The following is a 22,704-nucleotide window of genomic DNA, read 5'->3' as shown; positions in this document are numbered from 1 at the left end:
GATCGGTCAGAGAGCGATGTGACCGACCTTTCCGACCCGCGCCTCATCGAGCGCGTCCGGGTAGCCGGCATCGGCATATCGGATCACGCCCAGCGCGGTATCATTGGTCAAAGACAGGTCGATCCGGGTGTCGGCGTCTTTGGTGCCATCCGCCACCACGGTCACACCTGCGGAGGTCATGAACCCGGCATAGCCGCCGCCGCCCGAGTGGATCGCAACGAGATCGGCGCCCGAAGAACAGAGCGTCATCGCATCAAGCAACGGCCAGTCTGCAATCGCGTCGGAGCCGTCCCGCATCCCTTCGGTCATGATGTTCGGATGGGCCATGCCCCCGGCATCGAGGTGATCGCGGGAAAAGGCGACGGGTCCGGCCAGTTCGCCAGCGGCAACCATGTCGTTCACCCGACGCGCCAAAGCCGTCCGTTCGCCATGCCCGAGCCATGCGATGCGCGCCGGCAGGCCCTCGAAGGGCACATGCGCGCGCGCCAGTTTGATCCAGTTGGTGACAATCTTATTGTCCGGGAACATCTCCAGCAACACGTCGTCGATCTTGGCAATGTCGGATTCTTCGCCCGACAGCGCCATCCAGCGGAACGGCCCAATCGCACGCGCAAACAGCGGACGCAGATAGGCTTCGGTGAAAATTGGAATGTCGAAGGCGTCTTCGATCCCGGCAGCCTTGGCCTGTGTGCGGATCAGGTTGCCGTTGTCAAAGACTTCGGCGCCCGCCCTTTGAAACCCGAGCATCGCTGTCACCTGATGCGCGATGCTTTCGCGCCCGGCTTCGATTAGCTCCTCCGGGTTTTGATCGCGCAGCCGCTGCACACGGGCGAGGTCATAGCCCTCCGGCACATAGCCATAGACCAGATCATGCGCAGAGGTCTGATCGCTGACGATATCCGGGACGATCCCGCGTGCCAAAATCTCGGGATAGACCTCTGCCGCATTCGCGACCAGAGCCACCGAAACGGCGCGGCCTTCGTCAGTCGCCGCCTTGATCATCGCCAGAGCGGTGTCGAGGTCCGGGGCGATCTCATCGAGATACCCGATCTCCTGACGTTTCTTAGCCCGCTCCGCATCGACATCGAGACAGAGAATAGCCGCACCGGCCATGCGCCCGGCCAAAGGCTGCGCACCGCCCATGCCGCCGAGACCGGCGGTCAGAATGAAACGCCCGGCCAGAGAACCATTGAACCGCCGCTCCGCGATCCGCATGAAGATTTCATAGGTGCCCTGAATGACGCCCTGGCTGCCGATGTATTGCCAGGCGCCCGCCGTCAGACCGCCCCAACAAATCAAACCCTTGCGCTCAAAATCATAGAACACTTCGGGCTTGGCCCATTGCCCCACGATGTTGCAATTTGCCATGACCACCATCGGCGCGCCCTTATGTGTGCGCAAAAGCCCCACCGGCTTGCCAGACTGGATCACCAATGTCTGATCCTCCTCCATCTCGCAGAGCGTTTTGACGATGGCATCATGCGCCGGCCAGTTGCGCGCCGCCCGGCCAAGGGCCGCATAGACGATGAGTTTCTCCGGCGCTTCGCCAACTGCCAGCACATTCTCCATGAGCCGCAAAAGCCCTTCGGCCCGCCAAGTCTTTGCCCGCCGTTCAGGCCCGCCGGGGATCGGGAAATCGGGGTGACGCGGGTTGTCTTTAGGCATTGTGACCCTCCAGAACATAGCGCGCCAATTCGATCCCCATGGCCCGTTCGACCGGCGGGTAGACGGCGGGGTCCAACACCCCGGCGCCCAGCGGGATCACCTGACGCGGCACATGCAACACATGCACGGTCATGCCCACCTCCAATTGACCCACGGAGAGCGGCTCGGCCTCGCTCGACAGCGTGGTGATCACATCCGGGAAACTGGCAAGACGCGCGCCACCGGCATCGTCCACGGCCATATATTCGTTCATCACATGCAACGTCATCGCTTGGTCGCCCTGCCCCACCGTGACGGTGCCGATGTCGAAGGCTTCATTCGTGTAACGCACATCCTTGGCCGTGATCTTGCCCTCGATCAGGATCGTGCCTTGCGTCTTTTCGACAATGGCGTCGATGACCGCAGCACTGCCTTTCGGTTCGGCAGAAAGGATCGCATGTCCGAGATCGAGCGCCATCGAGATCCCGCCCAGCGCCGCATTGCGCGCCACGTAGCTCGCCCGCAGAGGATTGCGCGCCGAGGCAATGAAACCGCCCGACATATCGGAGGCCGTGCGCAGGATCGGCGAGACCTTGGCCGTCGCGCCCCGGGTCACCAGTTCGATGTAGCGGTTCTGATCGCGGTTGCCGCCGACGGCGGTCTGGATCATCTGTTCGTCCGATCCGGCCATGCCGATGGAGCCCATGTCACCCGTCGGATGCGCCCGGATATCGCCCACGGCGTCAATCACCTTGCAGCCAAGGATGGAGGCCGGAAGCCAGCCATTCAGGGTGGAGCTTTTGCCATTCTGTCCGACCATCAGCCCGGCTACGGGGGTGCCCAGCGCCTCATTCAACAGCTCGACGGCCTTGATGTAATCGACACCGCGCATTTCCCAGGGCGTGGTCGAGGCCGGTGCGCCGATGGCGGCCGCAGTCGCGACCCAATCCTCTTCGTTCAATTCGTCTATGCTGACGAGTTCCGGTTGGCCAGCCCCAACGGCAGCATAGCCAAGCTGGCGCCCGTGATCGGCCCAGCCACCGCCCCCGGCGGCATAGACCGAGCCACCGCGCACGGCAGGTTCGACGTCTTTTTCGGTCAAAATACGACGCATTTATGTTCCTTCCTTTAAGTCTGATCCACGGCAATGACGGTTTCCACCAAGACCTCCGCCCCTAAGGCAATATCGGTCGCCTCCGCCCATTCTTCGGAGCAATGAGAACGCCCTCTGAGACAGGGCACAAACACCATGGCCGCAGGCGCGATCCGCGCCATGAAGGCCGCATCATGCCCGGCACCCGACACCATGCGGGTGACAGAGGCGCCGACCCGCGCCGAGGCGCTTTCGAGATGATCGACAAGTGCACGGTCCATTCCCGTCGGCGGGTTGTCGGAGAGCCGCGTCACCTCGGCGGAAATCCCCTTCGGCAAACTTTCTGTGGACCTGTCCAGCCAGTCGAGGAACCCGAGCATCTGCGCTCGCTCCTCAGAGCGCGCATCAATCAGCATCCGCACTCGCCCGGGCACCACATTCGCCGCCCCCGGTTCGATGGAAAATTCGCCCACGGTTGCGGTGAAATGCGAGCCTTGCTCGCTGCGCGTGATGGCTTCGGCATCAATCGCGGCGATCAGCCCCGAGGCCGCCACGAGCGCATCCGCGCGATGGCCCATCGGGGTCGTCCCGGCGTGATCCGGGCGGCCCGTGAGGATGACCTCGACACGGGTGATGCCGGCAATCGTGGTGACCAGCCCGAGATCCGTGCCGGAGCTTTCCAACACCGGACCCTGTTCGATGTGCAGTTCGAGAAAGGCGCGGATGTCGCTGCGCGCCGTAAGCAAGGCGGGATCGCCGCCGACATCGCGCATCGCCTGATCGAGCGAGCGGCCCTCATGCTGCAACGGCATCCAGCTGTCGGGCAGCACACCCGCCATGGCGCGCGAGCCAATACAGGACACACCGAAGACGGAAACTTCCTCGGCCAGAAAATCCGTGACCGCCAGATCGTGCCGCAACTCGATGCCACGTTCAGCAAGGCTTCGGGCCACTTCCAGCGCCACAAGAACACCGGCAACCCCATCAAACCGGCCACCGTCCGGGACAGTGTCGGAATGCGAGCCCAGCATGATGGTGCCAAGGCTTTCTGTGCCCCTCCGCGTCCCGATCAGATTGCCCCCGGCATCCGTCGTGACCGTCAGACCGGCTTCAGCAAAACGCGCGGCCAACCAATTGCGCCCTTCGTCGAAACGTGGCGAAAAGGCACGACGGGTCCAAGGGCGATCCGGGTCGGTGATCTGTGACAGCGCCGTCAGATCGGCGGCGATCCGGTCGGTGCGAACGCGCAGATTGCTCATGCGTGCACCGTCTTGCGCAGGCCCAGCGGACGCTGGGGTCGCACGAATGCACCATTGCCAGGAGCCGCCAGAACCGTCGTCCCGTCAAATATCTGCGCCCCGCGCAGCCATGTGCCCGCCGTCGTCCAAGGCAGTTCGATCCCATCATAAGGCGACCAGCCCGCAACCGAGACCGTGCTGGCGCGCGCGTCATAGGTTTTCGCAACCGGTTCCAACACCGTCAGATCGGCGTCTCGTCCGACGGCGAGACCGCCCTTGGCGTGATCAATACGGAAATAACGTGCCGGGTTCTCGGCCAAAAGCCGCGCCGCCCAGGTCAGGGGAATGCCCCGCGCCAGCGCGCCTTTGACGAAGAGCGGGATCATCACTTCCAGCCCCGGCACCCCGGAGGCGTTTTTCAACATCACCGGATCGGTTTTGCGGTCCTCGGACCAACTCACATGATCGGTCGAGACCATGGAGACATTACCCGCCGCGACGTGCCGCCAGAGCCGCTCCACCTCTTCGCGCGGGCGGATCGGTGGGTTGATCTTGGCCTTGCCGCCCAACCGGGCGACATCGTTTTCCTCGTCGAGCGTAAGGTAATGGATACAGCATTCGACCGTGGCGTGATGCCCCTCGTCGCGATAGCGTTTGGCGATCTCATAGCCGCGCCCAAGCGAGCAATGCACCACATGCGCCGGACAGCCGGTGACCACGCCGGTTTCATAGATCTGCAACGCCGCCAGAATCTCCGTCATCGGCGGACGCGAGAGCCCATGAGCGCGCCAATCGGTGATGCCTGCGGCCTCGACAGCAGCAATCGCCTCGCGCACGAAGGCGTCGTCCTCGTTATGAACCCCGGCGGCCAGCCCGGTTTTCGCGACCTCGGCGAAACAGGTCATCAAGAGCGCCGGAGAGATGCGCGGGAATCGTTTCGGATCGGTGCCGAAGGTCGAGAATTTGAAACCGCAGACACCGGCCTCGGCCTGTTCCGAGATCCGGGCTGCGCCCTCTGTCGGGTCAATCGTGCCATAAAGCGCCACATCCACGCGGGCCTCGGCTTCAGCCTCTTCCGCCTTGAGGCGGACAGCTTTGGCAGAACAGACGAGATTGCCCTCGTCATAGGGCATATCCACGATGGTCGTGACCCCACCTGCCGCGGCGGCGGCAGTCGATGCGGCAAAGCCTTCGGCGCCCTTTTGCGACAGGGAATGCACCTGAGCATCGACGGCGCCGGGCAGGATCATGGCCGCGCCGAGATCGTGGCGCTCACGCGCAAAGGGGGCCGAGCCTTCACCCAAAAGAGCGATTTTGCCATCGCGGACGGCCACGAACCCATTCTCCACTTCGCGGTCGCACAGAACGACATGCCCCGTCAGAACCAAATCGAAATCCGACATTCCGTCTCCTTTCAGCGGCGCCCGCCGCGGCGGAAACGCCGCTGGCCCCGTCCCTGTCATCTCTTTCGATCAACATAGCGCGGGATATTTTTTTATGGCATATGTCAAAATATGGACACGGGATACGCAAAGACATGAGAAGTTCCACGATCATTTTGGCGGATCTGGCCTTGCGGCATGGCGGGGTCCGCGCTGCCTCTCGCGCCAGTGGCCAGCCGGTGTCCAGCATCGGGGCCTCCTTGACGCGGCTTGAGGACGATTTGGGATTTCCACTGGTACGACGCGGCGAAGACGGCATTTCCCTGACGATCGACGCGCAACGACGGGCGCCCGCCATCGCGCGCCTCGCCGCCCTGTGCCGTCAGATCCTGACATGTGAGGCCGATCTCGTGCCGGACACCTCCATCAGTTTCGCGGCCTTGTTCCGACTGGCCGAAGCGTTACGCGTCGGCTCCATCCGCCGCGCGGCCGAACAGATGAATCTGGCACAACCGCAGCTCACACGACAGATCAGCCTTTTGGAGCGCACGCTCGACACCACGCTGATCCTGCGCGGACCCAAGGGTATCGACCCGACACCCGAAGGCCTCAGACTGGTCAACCTGACAGGCCAGCTCGAGGCCGAATGGCGGGCCTTGTCCCGGGTGTCGGAGCCGCAGCATAGTCAGGTGTCCCGGCGGTACAGTTTGGGTTCGATCATTCCCGCCACGCCCTTCGGGGAGCTGGCCACGCTTTTGGCCGGGCTCAATACGGAGATGCACAATCGACAGGGGCTGCGCGTCTCCATCGCCTCGACGCTCGCGGAAGATTTGCTCATGGGGCTCGACACAGGGCGCTTCGATTGCATCCTGCTCGATGCCGCTCTGAATGATCCGACCTATGCGCAAACACCCGTGCTGCGTGGCGGCGTAGCGATGGCGGGGCTGAATTTGCCCAAGGATTATCGCGATGAGGAAGGGCTGCGGGCGGCCTTGCGACGCCAGCCTTTGGCGCTGCAATCCCGGCGCAGCGGCCTGCGCCAACTGGCGGAACGGTTCTTTGATACCTATGCCGGACCGGATTGGCGCAACCTGACCTCTCTGGTCGAAATCGATTCTTTGCCGATCATCGTCAACATGGCGCATTCCGGCGCCGCCAACAGCATTTTGCCACGCCACGCGACCACGCAAGACATCCATAACATCATGCCGCTTCCCGACAGTTTCGATCAGATCATCTACCTCACATGGCGCAGAACGCCGAAAGGGCGGCGATTGGCACAACTGATCCGGTCAAACTTGACAAAACTTCAAGATCGGTTCACCCATCCCTCGCCCGCTTGAGACGATGCTAACTCCAAAGGAATTTCCGAGACCCGACACGCCCGCCAGCATCTGAGGCCGTTATCCCCAGGCCCAATGGCCGACAAGGCACGAACAATCAACCTGGCCCCTGTGGCGTGACACGAATTTTTGCAGTCAGTGACAGCAATATTTGCATCACGCCACAGTCGATCTGACACTGGAGAAACTCGTGCATACCAAGATTTCGATGTCTTGGGCTGCTCAGGAACAGATCCTCGAACTCGCCCAAAACAGCTGATCCCTGATCAGGAAAATATCTTCCCTGTTCCGAACCTTAGGAATTCTCCCGCAAGCCATTGTTATTGCATGCGGAATTTCCGAACAAAACGCGCCAAAAGAACAAATTCGTGCAAAATTGCCTGTAAATTGCCTGATATCAGGGTCATCCTGCACCAAACCCCACCGGCGAAAACGGCCGACCGAGACGGATGGGAATTGTTCGGAATGTTCAGGTCAGTTCAGCGTCTCAGGCCCAGACGCGGCTTTGCAACCGACGGAAAAGTCGGGAAAAATCAAAGCCAAATCGTATGGGAATGTGAGACCCGGGTGGGTGGCGGAGGAGGTGGGATTCGAACCCACGGATGCTTGCACATCGCCGGTTTTCAAGACCGGTGCATTCGACCACTCTGCCACTCCTCCGCGAGCGCATGGGATGCGATCCGCAGAGCCTTAACGCGCTTGTCACGATTCTGAAACCCGCGTTGTGATGTGCGCGGATTATCTGGCGTGCATGGTTTGCCGTTTTTCGCCACAGGGCGCACGCGGGGCTTTCCTGTGACCCGCCTAAAGGTTAGACTGCCCGCAAGACGCCGGGGAAGGTGTGTCCCTTGTGGCCCCGCCGCCCTGCGTGACGATGAGCAGACCAATAAAACCACAGATAAAATTCGTGCTGCACCAGATCGGCACGACGAAGGGGCAAGATCATGCGACAGACAGGGACCGGACAGCGCCTCGCGCTTTTCCTGATCGCCACACTCGCGCTCAGCGCATGTCAGGACGGACCGTCCTTTCTCGAAAAACTCAAGAGTCCGAGCGGTGAAACGACGTCGACCTCCACCAAGCTGGTGGAGCGCGATATCGAGGCGCCGGACGTGTTTCAGGTCACGGACAAGGGTCTTTGGGACGGGCGTCCCTCGCTGGGCGGCGTCTGGGTCGCGCATTCCGATGTGACCGACCCCGAGCGGGTGATCATCCGCAACGAGGCCAACGGCAAATTCGTCATCGGCGCCCTGTTCAAACGCGAAGCCACCGCACCGGGGCCGGGCATTCAGGTGTCTTCCGATGCCGCCGAGGCGCTCGGCATGCTGGCGGGATCGCCCGCCGAACTGAACATCACCGCGCTGCGTCGCGAGGAAGTGACGCAGGAGCCGGAAACCGTGGCAACCATCGCCGAGGCCGAAACCATTGCCGCAGCCCCGCTCGACGATCCGATCGCCGATGCCGCCGCCACACTGGATGCGCTCGATGCGCCTTCCGCCGCTCCGGCCACGCCCCCCGCAGCGACACCTGTGACGGCTTCCGCCGCCCCGAAAGCGGCCTCATCGCTCGACAAGCCGTTCCTGCAAATCGGCATCTTCTCGGTCGAAGCCAATGCCAAGCGCACGGTCGACATGCTCGGCTCGCAAGGCATCGTCGCCACCCTCAAACCCGGCACATCGAATGGCAAATCCTTCTGGCGCGTCGTCGTCGGCCCTGCCGGATCGAGCGCCGAGCGCAAAACGCTTCTCGAAAAAGTGAAAAAGGCGGGCTTCACGGACGCCTATGCCGTCACGCATTAAGGGAGGGGGCAACATGCCCCTTTCATCAATACCGCCGAAAAAGGACATGCCTGTTTCCATGCTGCGCCGTCTCGCAACCACCCTCGCCTTCCTCGTTCTGCTGACCGGATTCGCCCTGCCCGCAAGCGCGTTCGAAACCCGTGCCCGCGCCGCCTGGGTCTATGACCTGACCACGAACACGGTTCTGATGAACAAGGATGCACAGACCCCGCTGCCACCGGCGTCGATGTCCAAGCTGATGACTCTCAACATGCTGTTCGAGGCTCTGCGCGACGGGCGGGTGACGCTGGACACGCGTTTCTCCGTTTCGACACGGGCGAAAAGCATGGGCGGCTCGACCATGTTCCTCAACGAGACCGACCGCCCCACGGTCGAAGAGCTCATTCAGGGCATCATCGTGCTTTCCGGCAATGACGCCTGTGTCGTCGTTGCCGAAGGGCTCGCGGGCACCGAGGACAATTTCGCCCGTCTGATGAACGACCGCGCCAAGACGCTTGGGCTCGAAAATTCGACCTTTGCCAATGCGTCCGGCTGGCCCAACCCCGGACAGCGCATGTCTGTCGAGGACCTCGGCAAGCTGGCGATCCGTTTCATCACGGAATTCCCGGAATATTATGGCTATTTCGGCCAGCACGAATTTCCCTATGACAATCGTGCGCCACAGAACCGCTTTAACCGCAACCCGCTCCTGAAACTCGGGATCGGTGCGGACGGGCTGAAGACCGGCCATACCCAAGAGGCGGGTTATGGGCTTGTCGGCTCCGCCACGCAGGGCAGCCGCCGCATCGTCTTCGTGATCTCCGGGCTGGCGAGCGAGGCCGACCGGGCGCAGGAAAGCGAACGCATCGTCAACTGGGCCTTTCGCCAGTTCGCCGAGAAAACCGTCGCCGAGAAAGGCCATGAGTTCGCCCGGGCGCAGGTCTGGATGGGCGATCAGACGGAGGTCGGTCTTGTCGCCCCCGAAGACATCTCCCTCCTGCTGCCCGGCGCGCAGCTTGAAGCTTTGAATGGCGAGGTCGTCTACACCGGCCCTTTCGAAGCGCCGATCACCCAAGGTGACACTCTGGCCGAACTGGTGATCCCGCGTGAAGACCTTCCCGATGCGCATATTCCGCTGGTCGCCGACCGCTCGATCGCCCGAGGCGGTATCGCTCCGAGGTTGCGCACGGCCTTCGTGGTGCTTAAGGACAAGCTGGAGGGACAAACGGGGCTGGCCGTGTCCGAATAACCGACAGCGAACACGGGGTGCGCCATGTTCATCAGTTTCGAGGGCATCGACGGGTCCGGGAAATCCACGCAGGCGCGGCTTCTGGCCGAGGCCCTGCACGCGGCAGGCATCGACGTGATCCACACCCGCGAGCCGGGCGGATCGCCGGGTGCAGAGGAAATCCGTGCCCTCGTGCTTGAAGGCGATCCTGACCGCTGGTCGGCGGAAACCGAAATCCTCCTGTTCACCGCCGCACGGCGCGATCATCTCGAAAAGACCATCCGTCCAGCGCTGGCCAGCGGCAAAGTGGTGATCTGCGACCGGTTCGCCGATTCAACCCGCGTGTTCCAAGGCGTCACCCGCGGCGATTTGCAGGACAAGGTGAACCGGCTGCATGACGAGATGATCGGGGTCGAACCCGATCTGACGCTTCTTTTCGACATGGACCCGGAGATCGGCCTGAGCCGCGCCAAGGGGCGACAGACCTCGGAAGAGCGGTTCGAGGATTTCGGACTGGAATTTCAGGAAAAATGCCGTGCCGCCTTTCTCGCCCTCGCCCGCCAATACCCGCGTTTCACCGTGATCGACGCGGCGCGCGACATCGAGTTGGTGGCCGAAGAGGTCGCAACCTTGGTCAAGACACGGCTCGGCGCATGAACGGGCGGGCAAATCAGACGCTCGGCGAAATGGACATGGCACCGGAGGCCGATTGCGCGCCGGGCGCCCCGCATCCGCGCCAGACCGCCACGCTGTTCGGCCAGTCCCATGCGGAGGCGGATTTCCTCGACGCGTTCAAATCGCACCGGATGCATCACGCCTGGCTGATCACCGGCCCGCGCGGCGTGGGCAAGGCCACACTCGCCTGGCGCATCGCAAGGTTTCTGCTGGCTCAGCCGGTTGAGGAGGAAGGCAGCGGGTTGTTCGGGGACGCCCCTCCCACACCCGACACGCTGGAACTGGGGCACGAGCACCCGGTCTATCGCCGCTCCGCGCAACTGGCCGAACCACGGCTCTGTCTCATCCGTCGCGAATGGGACGACAAGAAATCCCGCTTCGGCACGGTGATTTCCGTCGAGGAGGTGCGCAAGCTCAACAGCTTCTTCCATATGTCCGCCACCGATGGCGGGCGGCGCGTGGTGATCGTCGACAGTGCCGACGAGATGAACGTCTCCGCCGCCAACGCGCTTTTGAAAACCCTCGAAGAACCGCCAAAGCACGCCTTTCTCCTGCTGGTCTCGCACCAGCCCTCCCGGCTTTTGCCGACGATCCGAAGCCGCTGCCGGGAACTGCGTCTCGGACCGCTTTCACCCGAAGATCTGGGCCGGGCCCTTGACGCGGCGGGGTCGGATGCGGCAGATCGCTCGGACGCCTTGGCGGAATTGTCCGCCGGGTCCGTGGGAGAGGCACTGCGTTTGACGAATTTGGGCGGGTTGGAAGCCTATCATGACATCGTGGCGTTGTTCGCCACCCTGCCCCGGCTGGACCGGGGGCGGGCATTGCACCTCGCAGAAGCCTGTGTCGGTGCGGCGAATGCCGACCGCTACGAGTTGACCCTTGGCCTGATCGACCGCTTCCTCGCCCGTCTGGCGCGCACCGGCGCGGGCCGCCCGCCGATTGTCGAGGCCGCGCCCGGCGAAGCCGCCCTCATGCAGCGACTCTCGCCCGACAGCTATGCCGCCCGCGATTGGGCGGTTCTGCAACAGGAATTGTCGGCACGCGCACAGCACGCCAGGGCCGTCAACCTTGACCCTGCGGCGCTGATCCTTGATATGGTATTCAAGATCAACGAGACCGCCAGCCGCATCGCCCGCTAAAGCCGATATGCTCCGGTCCAGACACGAACGACCAGAGCAGACCATGAGCCTCCCCAAGATCACCGACAGTCATTGTCATTTGGATTTCCCCGATTTCGCCGACGAACTGCCCGAGGTGGTGAACCGTGCAGTCGAGGCGGGGGTGCATCGCATGGTGACGATCTGCACCCGCCTGCGGCAGGTCGATCAGGTGAAGGCGATTTCCGAGCGTTTCGATCCGGTGTTCTGGGCGGCAGGCACGCATCCGATGTCGGCGGCAGAAGAACCCATGGCAACGGTGGATGAGTTGGTCACACTGGCCCGACATCCGAAATTCGTCGGCATCGGCGAGACCGGGCTCGATTACCATTATACGGCGGAGAGCGCCGAGGTGCAGAAAGAGAGCCTGCGCGTGCATATCGCAGCGGCGCGCGAGACGCAGTTGCCGCTGATCATCCACGCCCGTGCCGCCGATGACGACATGGCCACGATCCTCGCAGAGGAATACAAGAACGGCACCTATCCCTGTGTGATGCATTGTTTTTCCTCATCGAAAGAGCTTGCGAAAGCCTCTCTCGATCTCGGATTCTACCTGTCGATGTCCGGCATCACGGCCTTTCCGAAATCCGAAGACCTTCGGGAGATTTTCCGCGAGGTGCCGCGTGATCGCATCCTCGTCGAAACCGACAGCCCCTACCTTGCCCCCCCGCCCCATCGCGGCAAACGCAACGAACCCGCCTACACCGCCAAAACCGCCCAGCGCGCCGCAGAAACATTCGGCATGGATTACGCGGAGTTCGCGGCGCTGACCGAGGCGAATTTCGAACGTCTTTTCACGAAGGCCAGGCCATGAGCGCACGGTTCACCATTCTGGGCTGCGGCTCTTCGGGCGGCGTGCCGCGGATCGGCAATCTTTGGGGCGTCTGCGACCCGGAAAACCCGAAGAACCGGCGGCTGCGCTGTTCTGCACTCATTGAGCGCGAGGGGCCGGACGGTACCACCACCGTGCTGATCGACACCGGGCCGGACATGCGCCAGCAACTCCTGAACGCCGGCGTATCCCGGCTCGACGGGGTGGTCTTCACCCATTCCCATGCCGATCACATGCACGGTCTCGACGATTTGCGCCAGATCGTGTTCAACATGCGCGAACGGGTCAGGGTCTATGCCGACAGCGAGACGGAAAACGATCTGATCGCCCGGTTCGGCTATGCCTTTGTTCAGCCCGAAGGGTCGAACTACCCGCCTATTCTCGACCTGCATGCCATTCGCGGTCCCGTCACCATCGACGGTCCCGGCGGGCCGGTGACACTGACGCCGTTACAGGTCAATCACGGTCAGGTCGACGCCAAAGGTTTTCGCGTCGGCGATCTCGCCTATATCCCCGACGTGCTGGAGATTTACGAACCGACATGGGCGCATCTGGAGGGGCTCGACACCTTCGTGATCGACGCGTTGCGCTACAAACCGCACCCCAGCCACGCCCATCTGGAATTGGCGCTTTCGTGGATCGAACGCGCCGCCCCCCGGCAAGGTGTGCTCACCAACATGCATATCGACATTGATTACGCGACCGTGGATGCGGAAACCCCGGATCACGTCACTCCCGCCCATGACGGGATGGTGATCGAGATCGCAGGACCGCTCTGATGCAGTCGCTGATCGAGGTCATCCTTCCGGTTTTTCTGGTCATCGGCTACGGCTATCTGGCGCGTCGTCAAGGCTGGGTCAGCGACGAACTCGTCGAGAACGTGATGAAATTCGCCCAGAATTTCGCCGTTCCGCTTTTGCTGTTCACCGGCATCGCCAGAATGGATCTTGGGCAGAATTTTCACCCGCCGATCCTGATCTCCTTCTATGCGGGCGCGCTATCCGGCGGGCTCTTCTGTTTTCTGGGCGCGCGGTATCTCTTTGACCGGGACCTGACCGACGCTGTGGCGATCGGTTTCATCGGATTGTTTTCCAACTCGCTTCTCCTAGGCATTCCGATCACCGAACGCGCTTATGGCGAGGCGGCTCTGGCGGGGAACTTCGCAATCATCTCGATCCATTCTCCCATGCTTTACGCCATCGGCATCGCCGCGATGGAGATCGCACGCACGCGCGGGCTGGGCTTGTCGGGCTTTGGCCTGATGCGGCAGATTGCACGTTCGGTGCTGCGCAATCCGCTGATCCTCGGGATCGCGGCGGGCTGGATCGTCAACCTTGCCCATATTCCCCTGCCCGCGCCCGTGTGGGATGCAATCAGCCTGATGACCAAGGCGGCAATCCCGGCGGCTCTATTCGGCCTCGGCGGGGTGCTTTTGCGCTACAAGCCGGAGGGCGACATGCGGATCATCGGCTGGGCGGTCTTCGCCTCTCTGGTGCTGCATCCTGCGATTGCCTACGGCCTCGGTCATTTCGTCTTCGGTCTGGAAATCGGCTCTCTGCGCTCCGCCACTCTGACGGCTGCTATGGCACCGGGGATAAATGCCTATCTCTTCGCTAATATGTACGGGGTCGCCAAGCGTGTCGCCGCCTCTTCCGTGCTAATCGGCACCGGGCTTTCGATCCTCACGATCTGGTGCTGGCTCACAATCCTGCCCTGACAAGGACGAGCCTGAAAGCCCATCCAACATGCGTCTGACCTTACGGCTCTACCCGCAGATTTCACAGGTTTAACCCGCTCTTGCCGTAATCGCGCCACAAAGCTCGGGCAAATCGTTAATCGAGAAAACCGACGCCCGGACTGTACCTGTTTCAAAGCCGCAGATCCGGACCAACGAGTACAGGTACCATGGCCGTTTACGATCTCGAACTTTACGATTTCAACCCATCGTCGGTCATTGGCACCACGACGGGGTCCACGTTTACCTATTCCGGTGGCAGCCCGACGGGTACGGCCTCTGTCACCGATGCCACCGCAACTCTGACCGACGACACGTTGCGCCGCGGCCCCGAAACCGCGACGGCGAACGTAAGCGTCAACGGGGTCAGTTCTACCGGGTCGAGCGTCGATGCCGATGCGGTCTGGACCGTGACCGATCTGTCCACCGGAGAAACATTTCAAGTCGTACAGTTCGTGGTCGATACTGGATCGGCCGCCGGCTCTTATACCCTGTCGGAACAACCGCTGATCGACGGCCATGACTATCAGGTCACCGCCTATAGCAGCACACCGGGGCAGAGCTATCGTAACGGCACCTCCGACGAGGCCTTCACCTATGCCGATTATGTCTCGACCGCCGAGATCGCCGACGGGATCGTTTCGGGCACCTCGGGCGACGACACGCTCGACAGCAGCTATACCGATACGGATGGCGATACGATCGACACCGAGACCTACACCTCCGGTACGATGCACTGGGCCGAGCTGAGCAACGGTCAGGATTACATGGACGGCTCCGGCACACTCGAAGATGCGGGTGTGACCATGACCTTCTCCGTCACCAATGACGGTGGAGGCGGGAATGCCTATGATCCGACCGGCACAAGCTATAACTATGGCACCTATGTTGCGAATGGCGAGAGCTTCGACGCCGACAGCTCTTTCTTCCTCTTCGGCGACAACGATGCCAACAATGACGGCCGCGGCGAGCTTGGCAGCGACACCATGACCATGACCATGGATTTCGCCGCCACAGAAAGCGCAAGCGGGGTGAGCGACGAGGTTTATAACGTCTCCTTCCGGATCAACGACCTCGACCTCGCCGACGGCGGGTTCGTCGATGTGATCACCATCACCGCCTATGACGCCGAGGGCAACGAGGTCTCGGTCACGCTCACCGGCGGCAGCGCCATGACCATCGACGGCAACACCGTCACCGGCGTCACGGCAACCGCCAGCACGGACCAGTCCGGCTCGCTTCTGGTCGAGATCGCCGGACCGGTCTCCAGCATCGTCATTGATTACGACAACGAAGGCGTGAACACTCAGGGCGTCTGGCTGTCCGACATTCAATTCGAGTCCCTGACCACCGATTACGATGACACAATCGAGGCGGGCGACGGCGACGACATTGTGGACGCAGGCCTCGGCGACGATCTGGTCTATGGCGGTGACGGCAACGACACCATCGACGGTGGTGTGGGCAATGACGAGATTTATGCCGGCGCGGGCGACGACACAGTCACGGGCGGCGACGGCAACGATACGATCTACGGCTATGAAGGCTCTGATACGGTCGATGGCGGCGATGGCGACGATTACATCAATACCCGCACTTCGACCGGCACCGGCCTGCCCGACACGGCCTATGATCACCCGGACAGCTCCCTGCTCGATTACGGTGCCGACAGCGACCCGACCAATGATATGGACACGGTCTATGGCGGCGCGGGCAATGACACCATCCTCACCGGCGATGACGACGACTATATCGAAGGTGGCTCGGGCGACGACGACATCGACGCAGGCTTTGACGACGACGTGATTTACGGCGATGCGGGGGCCGACACGATCCAGGGCAACGTCGGCAATGACACGATCGACGGCGGTGACGACGACGACATCATCTACGGCGATGTCTCTCCCGACAGTTCCGACTACGCGGCCTACAGCTATTATGAGCTGGATGACGATGGCGTGGCGACCTCGGTCGACAGCGATCCGACAGACAACTCGGACGTGATCTACGGCGGGGCGGGCAACGATACGATCTACGGTCAGGACGATGCCGACACGCTTTACGGTGGCGAGGGTGATGACACACTCGATGGCGGGATTGATGACGACACGCTCGATGGTGGCGAGGGCGACGACACTCTGATCGGCGGACGGGGCGATGATACGATCACTGGCGGAGCCGGCGCAGATGTCATCGACGGTGGCGAAGGCGACGATACGATCTACGCAGGCGGTGGCGACTCGGTCACCGGCGGCGAGGGCAACGACACCATCATCATCGACCCCTCGCAACTCGACGGCAATGCGATCACCGTCATCGGTTCTGAGACCGGCGACGAGACGGGCGATGTGCTCGACCTGTCGGGTCTGAGCGAAGATCTCTACCATCGCGGTTCCATCGTCTATGACGAGAACGATCCGGAAAGCGGCACGCTGACACTGTCCGATGGCACGGTGATCACCTTCTCCAACATCGAGACGATCATCTGTTTCGCCAAAGGCACACGGATCGCCACGCCCTATGGCGCACGACGGGTCGAGGAATTGCGCCCCGGCGATCTTGTGATCACCATGGACAACGGGTTGCAACCTCTGCGCTGGGTCGGCGCGCGCACCGTGCCCGCCATGGGCCGGTTTGCCCCGATCGAGATCGCAAAAGGCACACTTGGCAACGAAACCGATCTCATTGTTTCGCCGCAACACCGCATGCTGTTGCGTGGGTGGCATTCGGAAATGCTGTTCGGCACCTCCGAGGTCTTCTCCGCCGCCAAGCATCTTGTCAATGGCACCACCATCCGTGAGCGTTCCGGCGGGATGGTCAGCTATTATCACCTGATGTTCGACCGCCACGAAGTGATCTTTGCCGAAGGGGCCGCAACCGAAAGCTTTCACGTCTCCGACCATTCGCTGACCGGTGTCACCGATGCAGCACGCGATGAGCTTTTCACACTTTTCCCGGAGTTGCGCGCCTTGCCCGGACAACATGGCGATACCGCCCGCAAGTGTCTCAAGGCGCATGAGGCGGAACTTTTCGTGGCCTGAACCGGACCGGATGCGAGGGGTGCGCACAACCATGCAATGCGCGCAACCCTGCTCTGTGAGAAATTAGTTTGAGTGACAAATCATTTTGATGCACATGTAAATCATGTCACAAAATGAAACCTCCCCCAAAACCCTCTTCGGGTTTCAGTTCGTCATGCTGTCGCGACGCTGGCGCAAGGTGATCCATGCCGAGATTGCCCGAGCCGGGCTGACCGACGCCACATGGGCACCACTCGTACACCTTGATGCAGGGGGCGATGGCATCAGCCAGACCGAGCTTGCGGACCGCGTGGCGCTCGACACCTCGACGCTGGTCAGGCTTCTCGACATTCTGTCAAAGCGCGGGTTGATCGAGCGGCAGGTGAACCCCCGCGACCGACGCGCGCGGCTGATCGTCCTGACGTCGCAAGGCCATATCGAAGTGCAGCGTATCAAGCATCACCTGTCCGAGGTCGAGGCCAGTCTCCTCAGCGGGTTAAGCGAAACGGAAGTCGCCGTCCTGCTCGCCGGTTTCGCGAAAATTTCGGCCACAATTGAGACCACTCTGGAGCGAAAACCCTCATGAACGCCTGGTTGAGCGCTCGCGGATTCGACACGGCCCGAATGGGTTTTGCCTTCCGCACCGCCTTGGCGGCCTGTGTCGCCTTCGTCCTTGCCTGGGCCATTGGGCTGGAACATCCGCAATGGTCGGCAATGACGGTCTGGGCCGCCTCACAACCCACCCGCGGCCAGCTTTGGGAGAAAAGTCTGTTTCGCCTGCTCGGCTCGGTGAGCGGTACGGTTGTCGGTGTGCTTCTGGTGCTGGCGATGCAAATCCACCCCACGCTTCTGGTCGTCGGGCTGGCGCTCTGGGTCAGCGCATGCACCTGGATCGGAAATCTTCAGCGCGGCTTCGTCGCCTATGGCACGGTGCTCGCTGGTTACACCGCGGCGATGGTCTCGCTTCTCGATGCCGCCCATCCGGATCAGGTGTTCCACCTCGGGGCCGACCGGCTCACCACCGTGCTCACCGGGGTAGTCGTGGCCACCATCGTCGGGTCCATCTTTGCCCCGACCGCAGCCAGCGGAGAGCTGCGCGAGCGGGTGCGGCGGCTCTTGGCGGACATGCTCGATAAGGCCGCGAGCGCGATCCCGACGGAGGCCGAGAAACGTGCGCTTCTCAATGAACTGGCCGCCATCGAAGAGGGACTTGACCCTCATGCCGCCGGCTCCATCCGCTCTCGCCAGACCATCCGTGCCACCCGTGCGCTGCTGATCGCCGCGACGCCACTTCTGCTTTGGAAACACGGTCCCGCACAGGCCCCTGCCTTTCGCGCGGGTCTGGCCGGGGCCTCGAAAGCGCTGGCCGATCAGGATATTCCTGCCGCCCGCGCCGCCCTCACCCAAGCCTCCACCACTGAAAATCTTTCGCCCCGGCTTTCCGAGACCTTAAACGCGGTCGAGGTCGCACTCGGCGAATGGGATGCGCAATCGCACAAGCGTCGCAACCTGAGCGAGATCGCTCCGCCCGTGGTGCTCCATCGCGACTGGGTCGGTGCGCGCGAGGCGGGACTGCGGGCCCTCGGAGCACTCCTGCTCTTTGGCGGGCTCTGGCTTGTGACGGGCTGGAGCGTCGGCCCCTTCATGCTTCTGGGGCTCTCGGTGATGATCTCGCTGTTCTCGACCTTCGAGAACCCGGCGCAGATGATGAAATCCGTGTTCTATGGCCAAATCCTTGGCGTCACCGGCGCACTCGCCTTGCGCTGGCTGGCTTGGCCGCTGGCACAGAACGAAATGCAGATGATCCTGCTCACCCTGCCCTTCATTCTGATCGGCCCGCTCTTTGTCGGGCACCGCCGCACCGTCGCGATGAGTTTCGATTACAACATGGTGCTGATGCTGATGTCGCAGCCGCACTGGCCGCTGACCGGGACCTTCGGCGGGTCTGTCGCGGCAGGGCTTGCGGTGATTGCCGCACCGATTGCCGCGATGATCGCCTATCTCACGGTCTATCCCGCCAATCTCAAGCGCCGGATCGACACGGTGATGCGGGCGATGGTCCATGATGTGCGCGATCTTTCCGCCGATCCGAAAGCGCTCAAAGCCCGGTCGCACTGGCAGGCCCGGCTGTACCACCGCACCCTGCGCCTTGTACGCCTGTCCGAACGCTCGAACCGGGCACATCTGGCGGCGCTGGATGCGGGGCTTGCGGTGTTAAACCTCGGCCACGCGGCAATGTGGTGTCATCGGGTCGCAGGCGATCCCGCGCAAAGCCTTCCCGATCGGCGCGCCGCCCGTGTGGCTCTTGCCCGTCTGGCGCAGCTCGGTCCGGAGCCGAAACAGGTCCGTCGTGCGCTGACCCGTCTGAGCCGTCGTCCGGGACCGGAAGCGGTACTGTTTCGTGAGGCGGTGGAGGGATTGGATACGCTCCGCCCTGTCCTCGCCACGGTCTGAACCGGTGTCTCAGCCCGCGTCCACCGGACGCGGCTTACCGTTTTCATCGACCGCCACCATGGTAAAACGCGCCTCCGTAACGGGATCGCGTTGCGCGGTGTAGGCCCGACGCGCCCAGACTTCGATCCGGATCACCATGGAGGTCCGCCCGACCTGATCGACGGCGGTGTAAACGCAAAGCGTGTCACCTACTTTCACCGGTTGCTTGAAGACGATCTCATTGGCCGCGATGGTCACCGTACGCCCGTTGCAGCGCTCATTGGCGCGGATCGCGGCAGCAAGGTCCATCTGGCTCATCACCCAGCCGCCGAAAATATCGCCAGCGGCATTGGTGTCGGCGGGCATGGCAAGCGTGCGCAGCGTGAGTTCCATGCCTTCGGGAGTATGTGCGTCTGACATTTTCTGACTTCCATTCCTTCTGCATCTTCCCTCAGATGACACGCCAAAAGCGAGGCCTCAACCCCCTGATCTAAAATGCAAACCCGCTTTCACCTGAATGCATGACCTGTGAATTTTCGCGACCACAGCTCCGCAGTACACCAACTCATAAGAAAAACCATCGCCGAACCGGCAGGGCTTTTTCTGACCTCTTCCGAGCGGCCTCGGGAGAGTGGTGCACCGCAGCGGAGCCCCGTAGAACCGATTGACGTCGAAGCTGTGCTGCAAATGCTGGAGGATTGGGAAGCCCAAATTCGGGCGGACCCTGCGTTTTATCAGTGGCTGCGTGAGGCGGAAGAGATTGGCTCTGAGGGCGGAGCCACAGGCCAAGTACCACCTCCCCCACACGCCATGAGCCGTGCTTCCCCGTTTTCACTGAGACTGTCCAAAGAGGAACGCACCCGGCTCGAATCGCAGGCCGGGGCGATGCCTCTGGCGACCTACATCAAGTCGGTCGTGCTGACAGAGAATGCCCCACGCTATCGCAAGCGCAGGAAGCCATGGGCAACCTTGACGGTCGTGGTCATGCCGTCGATCAAAGCAACTTCATGGCTCCAGTCGAACTGATACGCTTCGCCCGGATCGAAGCGTCGTGCCAAAGGCACGCTTCCAACGTGGCGGCACATAGGCCGCCGACGAGGCTTCCCGCGCGCTTTCGACCAACTGACCGCATAACGCCGCACCGCATCGTAGCTGCCGTCATAACCCAGGTTGCGAAGCTCCTCGTAAAACCGCTACCTCAAATCCGTCGAAAAAGCATCAAAGTAGAAATATCAGGGGGGCGTTTGGGACCCCGAGGCCCCCAATATCGGTGCCGTCGAGCACGGAGGCGCGTTCTTCCACGGTCATACCGCATTTGATCGCCAAAGCATCGTGATAGCCCCATTCATAACCTGACCCATAGGTCGATGCCGCAGCTCAGATCGCGATCTCACGCAGACGGTCGCTCATCTCCGTTTTATAGCGGATTGCCTCGCCGACACCTTGAATGGCATCGCACAACACCGGATTGTCTAGCATGGCGAAAAACGTGTAACCGTGACGGATGTTGTGTTGCGGGCGATCAACCCCGAATGGCGTATTTTCGGCATCGTCGAGTTGGTCCAGCTCGGATTTGACGCCCTTCTGCTCTGGCAATCTCTCATCCCGGGGCTCGACAGCCTCAGGTATGAGGACGAGACACAGGATCTGGCGCTGCCGATCTTTCTCTATTGGCTACCCATTTTCATCGGCCTCACCGGAACTTTGATCGGGGCTATCTGGTCGGTGTTCCGGCCCACACCCCAACATGACGGAGATGGCTCCGACATCCTTGAAAACCCGGGGATCTGAAATGTCTTTTGCACCTGAAATCGTCGGGCTTATCGGCTTTATCGGGCTGATCCTGCTTGTTCTGATCCGCATTCCCATCGTGGTGGCCTTGGGCATGGTCGGGGTTATTGGCTATACGGTCATCGACGGCTGGACCCGAGCGTCCATCGCCTTGGGCGACCTACCCTTTGCCATGGCCCGCAACTATTCGCTTTCGGTATTGCCCCTGTTCATCCTGATGGGTGTCGTCGCCGCACGCGCCGGGATGGCGCGTGAATTGTTCGACGCCGCGAATACATTGTTCTCCGGTGTGCGCGGTTCTCTGGCAATGGCCAGCGTCGGCACATGCGCAGGCTTTGGTGCGATCTCCGGCTCCTCCGTGGCCACTGCCGCCTCCATCGCAAGCATCGCCATCCCCGAGATGCAACGCCATGGTTACGACACCCGCCTTGCAACCGGGACCATCGCCTCGGCAGGCACCCTTGGCATTCTGATCCCGCCCTCAATCATCCTTGTGGTCTATGCCATCCTTGCGGAACAAAGCGTCCCTACCCTGTTCGCCGCCGGTGTTCTCCCCGGCATCCTCTACGGGCTGATGCAGATCGCCCTCATCGTCTTCATCGGCTGGCGCCGCCCGGATGCCGTGCCGCGTGCCCCCGGCGCCGCCATGCTGGAGAGGCTCAAGGCCGTTCTGGGGTTTTGGAAAATCGGAGTGCTCTTCCTGCTTGCCGTGGGCGGCATTTACAATGGCTGGTTCAGCCCGACAGAAGCGGCTGCCATCGGTGCGCTCGGCGCCATCCTGATCGCGCTGCTCACCCGGGCGCTGAGACTGCGCGACCTGATCCCCTGCCTGCGGGAAACGGTCCTGACAACGGCGGAGCTTGTACTGGTCATGCTTGGGGGATACATGTTCTCTTACTTCATTACCATCTCGCAAATTCCCAGCGCACTGGCCGATCTTCTTGTGGCGAATAACCTGCCCGGCATCGTCGTGATCCTGTTCATCACGCTGATTTACCTGATCCTCGGACTGTTCCTCGACTCCATCTCCATGATGCTGATCACCGTGCCGATTTTCCTTCCCATCGTGCAGTCGCTCGGGTTCGACCCGATCTGGTTCGGCATTTACGTCGTCATCGTGGCCGAGATCGGATTGATCACCCCACCCGTCGGGATGAACATCTATGTCATCCACTCGCAATTGCCGGAGTTGTCGCTGCGCGATCTCTATGGCGGGATCATGCCGTTTCTGGGCGTGGCCCTTCTGATGATCCTGCTGATTGTCAACGGCGGAGTAAAAACCTACCAAAGGGCGGCGCAAAAGTAGACCACTTGTGGGTTTAGCGTGACGGGCGCACAGAGCGCTGGCGGCCAGT

18 protein-coding genes, 1 tRNA gene and 1 pseudogene are annotated in these 22,704 nt (G+C 61.9%); 13 read left to right on the top strand and 7 right to left on the bottom strand.

All coding sequences use genetic code 11. From position 1 onward, the window contains the following. Positions 1-6 precede the first annotated feature (6 nt). The 4 genes from C8N42_RS18890 to C8N42_RS18875 are packed head-to-tail and all read right to left on the bottom strand — an operon-like array spanning position 7 to position 5,378. A complete protein-coding gene (locus tag C8N42_RS18890) occupies positions 7-1,665 on the bottom strand; it encodes a thiourocanate hydratase (RefSeq protein WP_107818036.1) in 1,659 nt (552 codons plus the stop codon). Continuing rightward, positions 1,658-2,758: a thiohydantoin desulfurase gene (locus tag C8N42_RS18885; protein ID WP_107818035.1), complete on the bottom strand. Its 1,101-nt coding sequence runs from the start codon at positions 2,756-2,758 to the stop codon at positions 1,658-1,660. The genes C8N42_RS18890 and C8N42_RS18885 overlap by 8 nt, the downstream gene beginning before the upstream one ends. A 14-nt stretch (positions 2,759-2,772) precedes the next feature. Continuing rightward, positions 2,773-3,996 carry a Zn-dependent hydrolase gene (locus C8N42_RS18880; RefSeq protein WP_107818034.1) on the bottom strand — a complete coding sequence of 408 codons (1,224 nt, stop codon included), beginning with the start codon at positions 3,994-3,996 and terminating at the stop codon, positions 2,773-2,775. Next, on the bottom strand, positions 3,993-5,378 hold the full coding sequence (locus C8N42_RS18875; protein ID WP_107818033.1) for a dihydroorotase: 1,386 nt from the start codon (positions 5,376-5,378) through the stop codon (positions 3,993-3,995). Before C8N42_RS18875 ends, C8N42_RS18880 begins: the two co-directional genes overlap by 4 nt. Positions 5,379-5,512: 134 nt before the next feature. Here C8N42_RS18875 and C8N42_RS18870 point away from each other — a divergent pair, with 134 nt between their 5' ends. Beyond that, a complete protein-coding gene (locus tag C8N42_RS18870; RefSeq protein WP_170109376.1) occupies positions 5,513-6,700 on the top strand; it encodes a LysR family transcriptional regulator in 1,188 nt (395 codons plus the stop codon). A gap of 572 nt (positions 6,701-7,272) precedes the next feature. Here C8N42_RS18870 and C8N42_RS18865 read toward each other — a convergent pair. Next, positions 7,273-7,360 (bottom strand) — tRNA-Ser (locus tag C8N42_RS18865). 284 nt (positions 7,361-7,644) lie between these two features. On the opposite strand from C8N42_RS18865, the gene C8N42_RS18860 reads away from it, so the two are divergent. The 10 genes from C8N42_RS18860 to C8N42_RS18815 all read left to right on the top strand — a co-directional run bounded on the left by C8N42_RS18860 (position 7,645) and on the right by C8N42_RS18815 (position 19,579). Then, entirely contained in the window at positions 7,645-8,499 is an 855-nt protein-coding gene (locus C8N42_RS18860) for an SPOR domain-containing protein (protein ID WP_107818031.1), read from the top strand. Positions 8,500-8,557: 58 nt separating this feature from the next. Further along, the gene (locus tag C8N42_RS18855; RefSeq protein WP_107818030.1) at positions 8,558-9,727 is read left to right on the top strand and encodes a D-alanyl-D-alanine carboxypeptidase family protein; all 1,170 of its coding nucleotides are present in this window, start codon (positions 8,558-8,560) and stop codon (positions 9,725-9,727) included. A 24-nt stretch (positions 9,728-9,751) separates the two neighbouring features. Then, a complete protein-coding gene (tmk, locus tag C8N42_RS18850; RefSeq protein ID WP_107818029.1) occupies positions 9,752-10,363 on the top strand; it encodes a dTMP kinase in 612 nt (203 codons plus the stop codon). After that, positions 10,360-11,520 (top strand): DNA polymerase III subunit delta', encoded by a 1,161-nt coding sequence (locus C8N42_RS18845; protein ID WP_107818028.1) that lies wholly within the window; start codon positions 10,360-10,362, stop codon positions 11,518-11,520. The genes tmk and C8N42_RS18845 overlap by 4 nt, the downstream gene beginning before the upstream one ends. A gap of 43 nt (positions 11,521-11,563) precedes the next feature. Then, on the top strand, positions 11,564-12,352 hold the full coding sequence (locus C8N42_RS18840; RefSeq protein ID WP_107818027.1) for a TatD family hydrolase: 789 nt from the start codon (positions 11,564-11,566) through the stop codon (positions 12,350-12,352). Beyond that, the gene (locus C8N42_RS18835) at positions 12,349-13,149 is read left to right on the top strand and encodes an MBL fold metallo-hydrolase (RefSeq protein WP_107818026.1); all 801 of its coding nucleotides are present in this window, start codon (positions 12,349-12,351) and stop codon (positions 13,147-13,149) included. Before C8N42_RS18840 ends, C8N42_RS18835 begins: the two co-directional genes overlap by 4 nt. Further along, entirely contained in the window at positions 13,149-14,087 is a 939-nt protein-coding gene (locus C8N42_RS18830) for an AEC family transporter (protein ID WP_107818025.1), read from the top strand. Before C8N42_RS18835 ends, C8N42_RS18830 begins: the two co-directional genes overlap by 1 nt. 188 nt (positions 14,088-14,275) lie before the next feature. Beyond that, positions 14,276-17,146: a Hint domain-containing protein gene (locus C8N42_RS18825; protein WP_107818024.1), complete on the top strand. Its 2,871-nt coding sequence runs from the start codon at positions 14,276-14,278 to the stop codon at positions 17,144-17,146. Positions 17,147-17,249: 103 nt separating this feature from the next. Further along, complete coding sequence (locus C8N42_RS18820; RefSeq protein WP_107818023.1) at positions 17,250-17,711, top strand: MarR family winged helix-turn-helix transcriptional regulator; 462 nt, start codon at positions 17,250-17,252, stop codon at positions 17,709-17,711. Continuing rightward, the gene (locus C8N42_RS18815) at positions 17,708-19,579 is read left to right on the top strand and encodes an FUSC family protein (protein ID WP_107818022.1); all 1,872 of its coding nucleotides are present in this window, start codon (positions 17,708-17,710) and stop codon (positions 19,577-19,579) included. Before C8N42_RS18820 ends, C8N42_RS18815 begins: the two co-directional genes overlap by 4 nt. A 9-nt stretch (positions 19,580-19,588) precedes the next feature. Here the strand turns inward: C8N42_RS18815 and C8N42_RS18810 are convergent, their stop codons facing one another. After that, positions 19,589-19,978, bottom strand: coding sequence for an acyl-CoA thioesterase (locus C8N42_RS18810; protein ID WP_211309222.1), 390 nt, complete (start codon positions 19,976-19,978; stop codon positions 19,589-19,591). 539 nt (positions 19,979-20,517) lie between these two features. Beyond that, positions 20,518-20,751: pseudogene (locus C8N42_RS21995) on the bottom strand (IS21 family transposase); the annotation flags it as partial. Positions 20,752-21,055: 304 nt separating this feature from the next. On the opposite strand from C8N42_RS21995, the gene C8N42_RS18800 reads away from it, so the two are divergent. Continuing rightward, positions 21,056-21,349: a hypothetical protein gene (locus tag C8N42_RS18800; RefSeq protein ID WP_107818021.1), complete on the top strand. Its 294-nt coding sequence runs from the start codon at positions 21,056-21,058 to the stop codon at positions 21,347-21,349. Between the two features lies 1 nt (position 21,350). Next, complete coding sequence (locus tag C8N42_RS18795; protein ID WP_170109375.1) at positions 21,351-22,655, top strand: TRAP transporter large permease; 1,305 nt, start codon at positions 21,351-21,353, stop codon at positions 22,653-22,655. Positions 22,656-22,704 lie beyond the last annotated feature (49 nt).

The sequence above is a fragment of the Celeribacter persicus genome, assembly GCF_003050785.1.
Lineage (GTDB): Bacteria > Pseudomonadota > Alphaproteobacteria > Rhodobacterales > Rhodobacteraceae > Celeribacter > Celeribacter persicus.
This window is presented reverse-complemented; position numbering and strand designations above follow the sequence as displayed.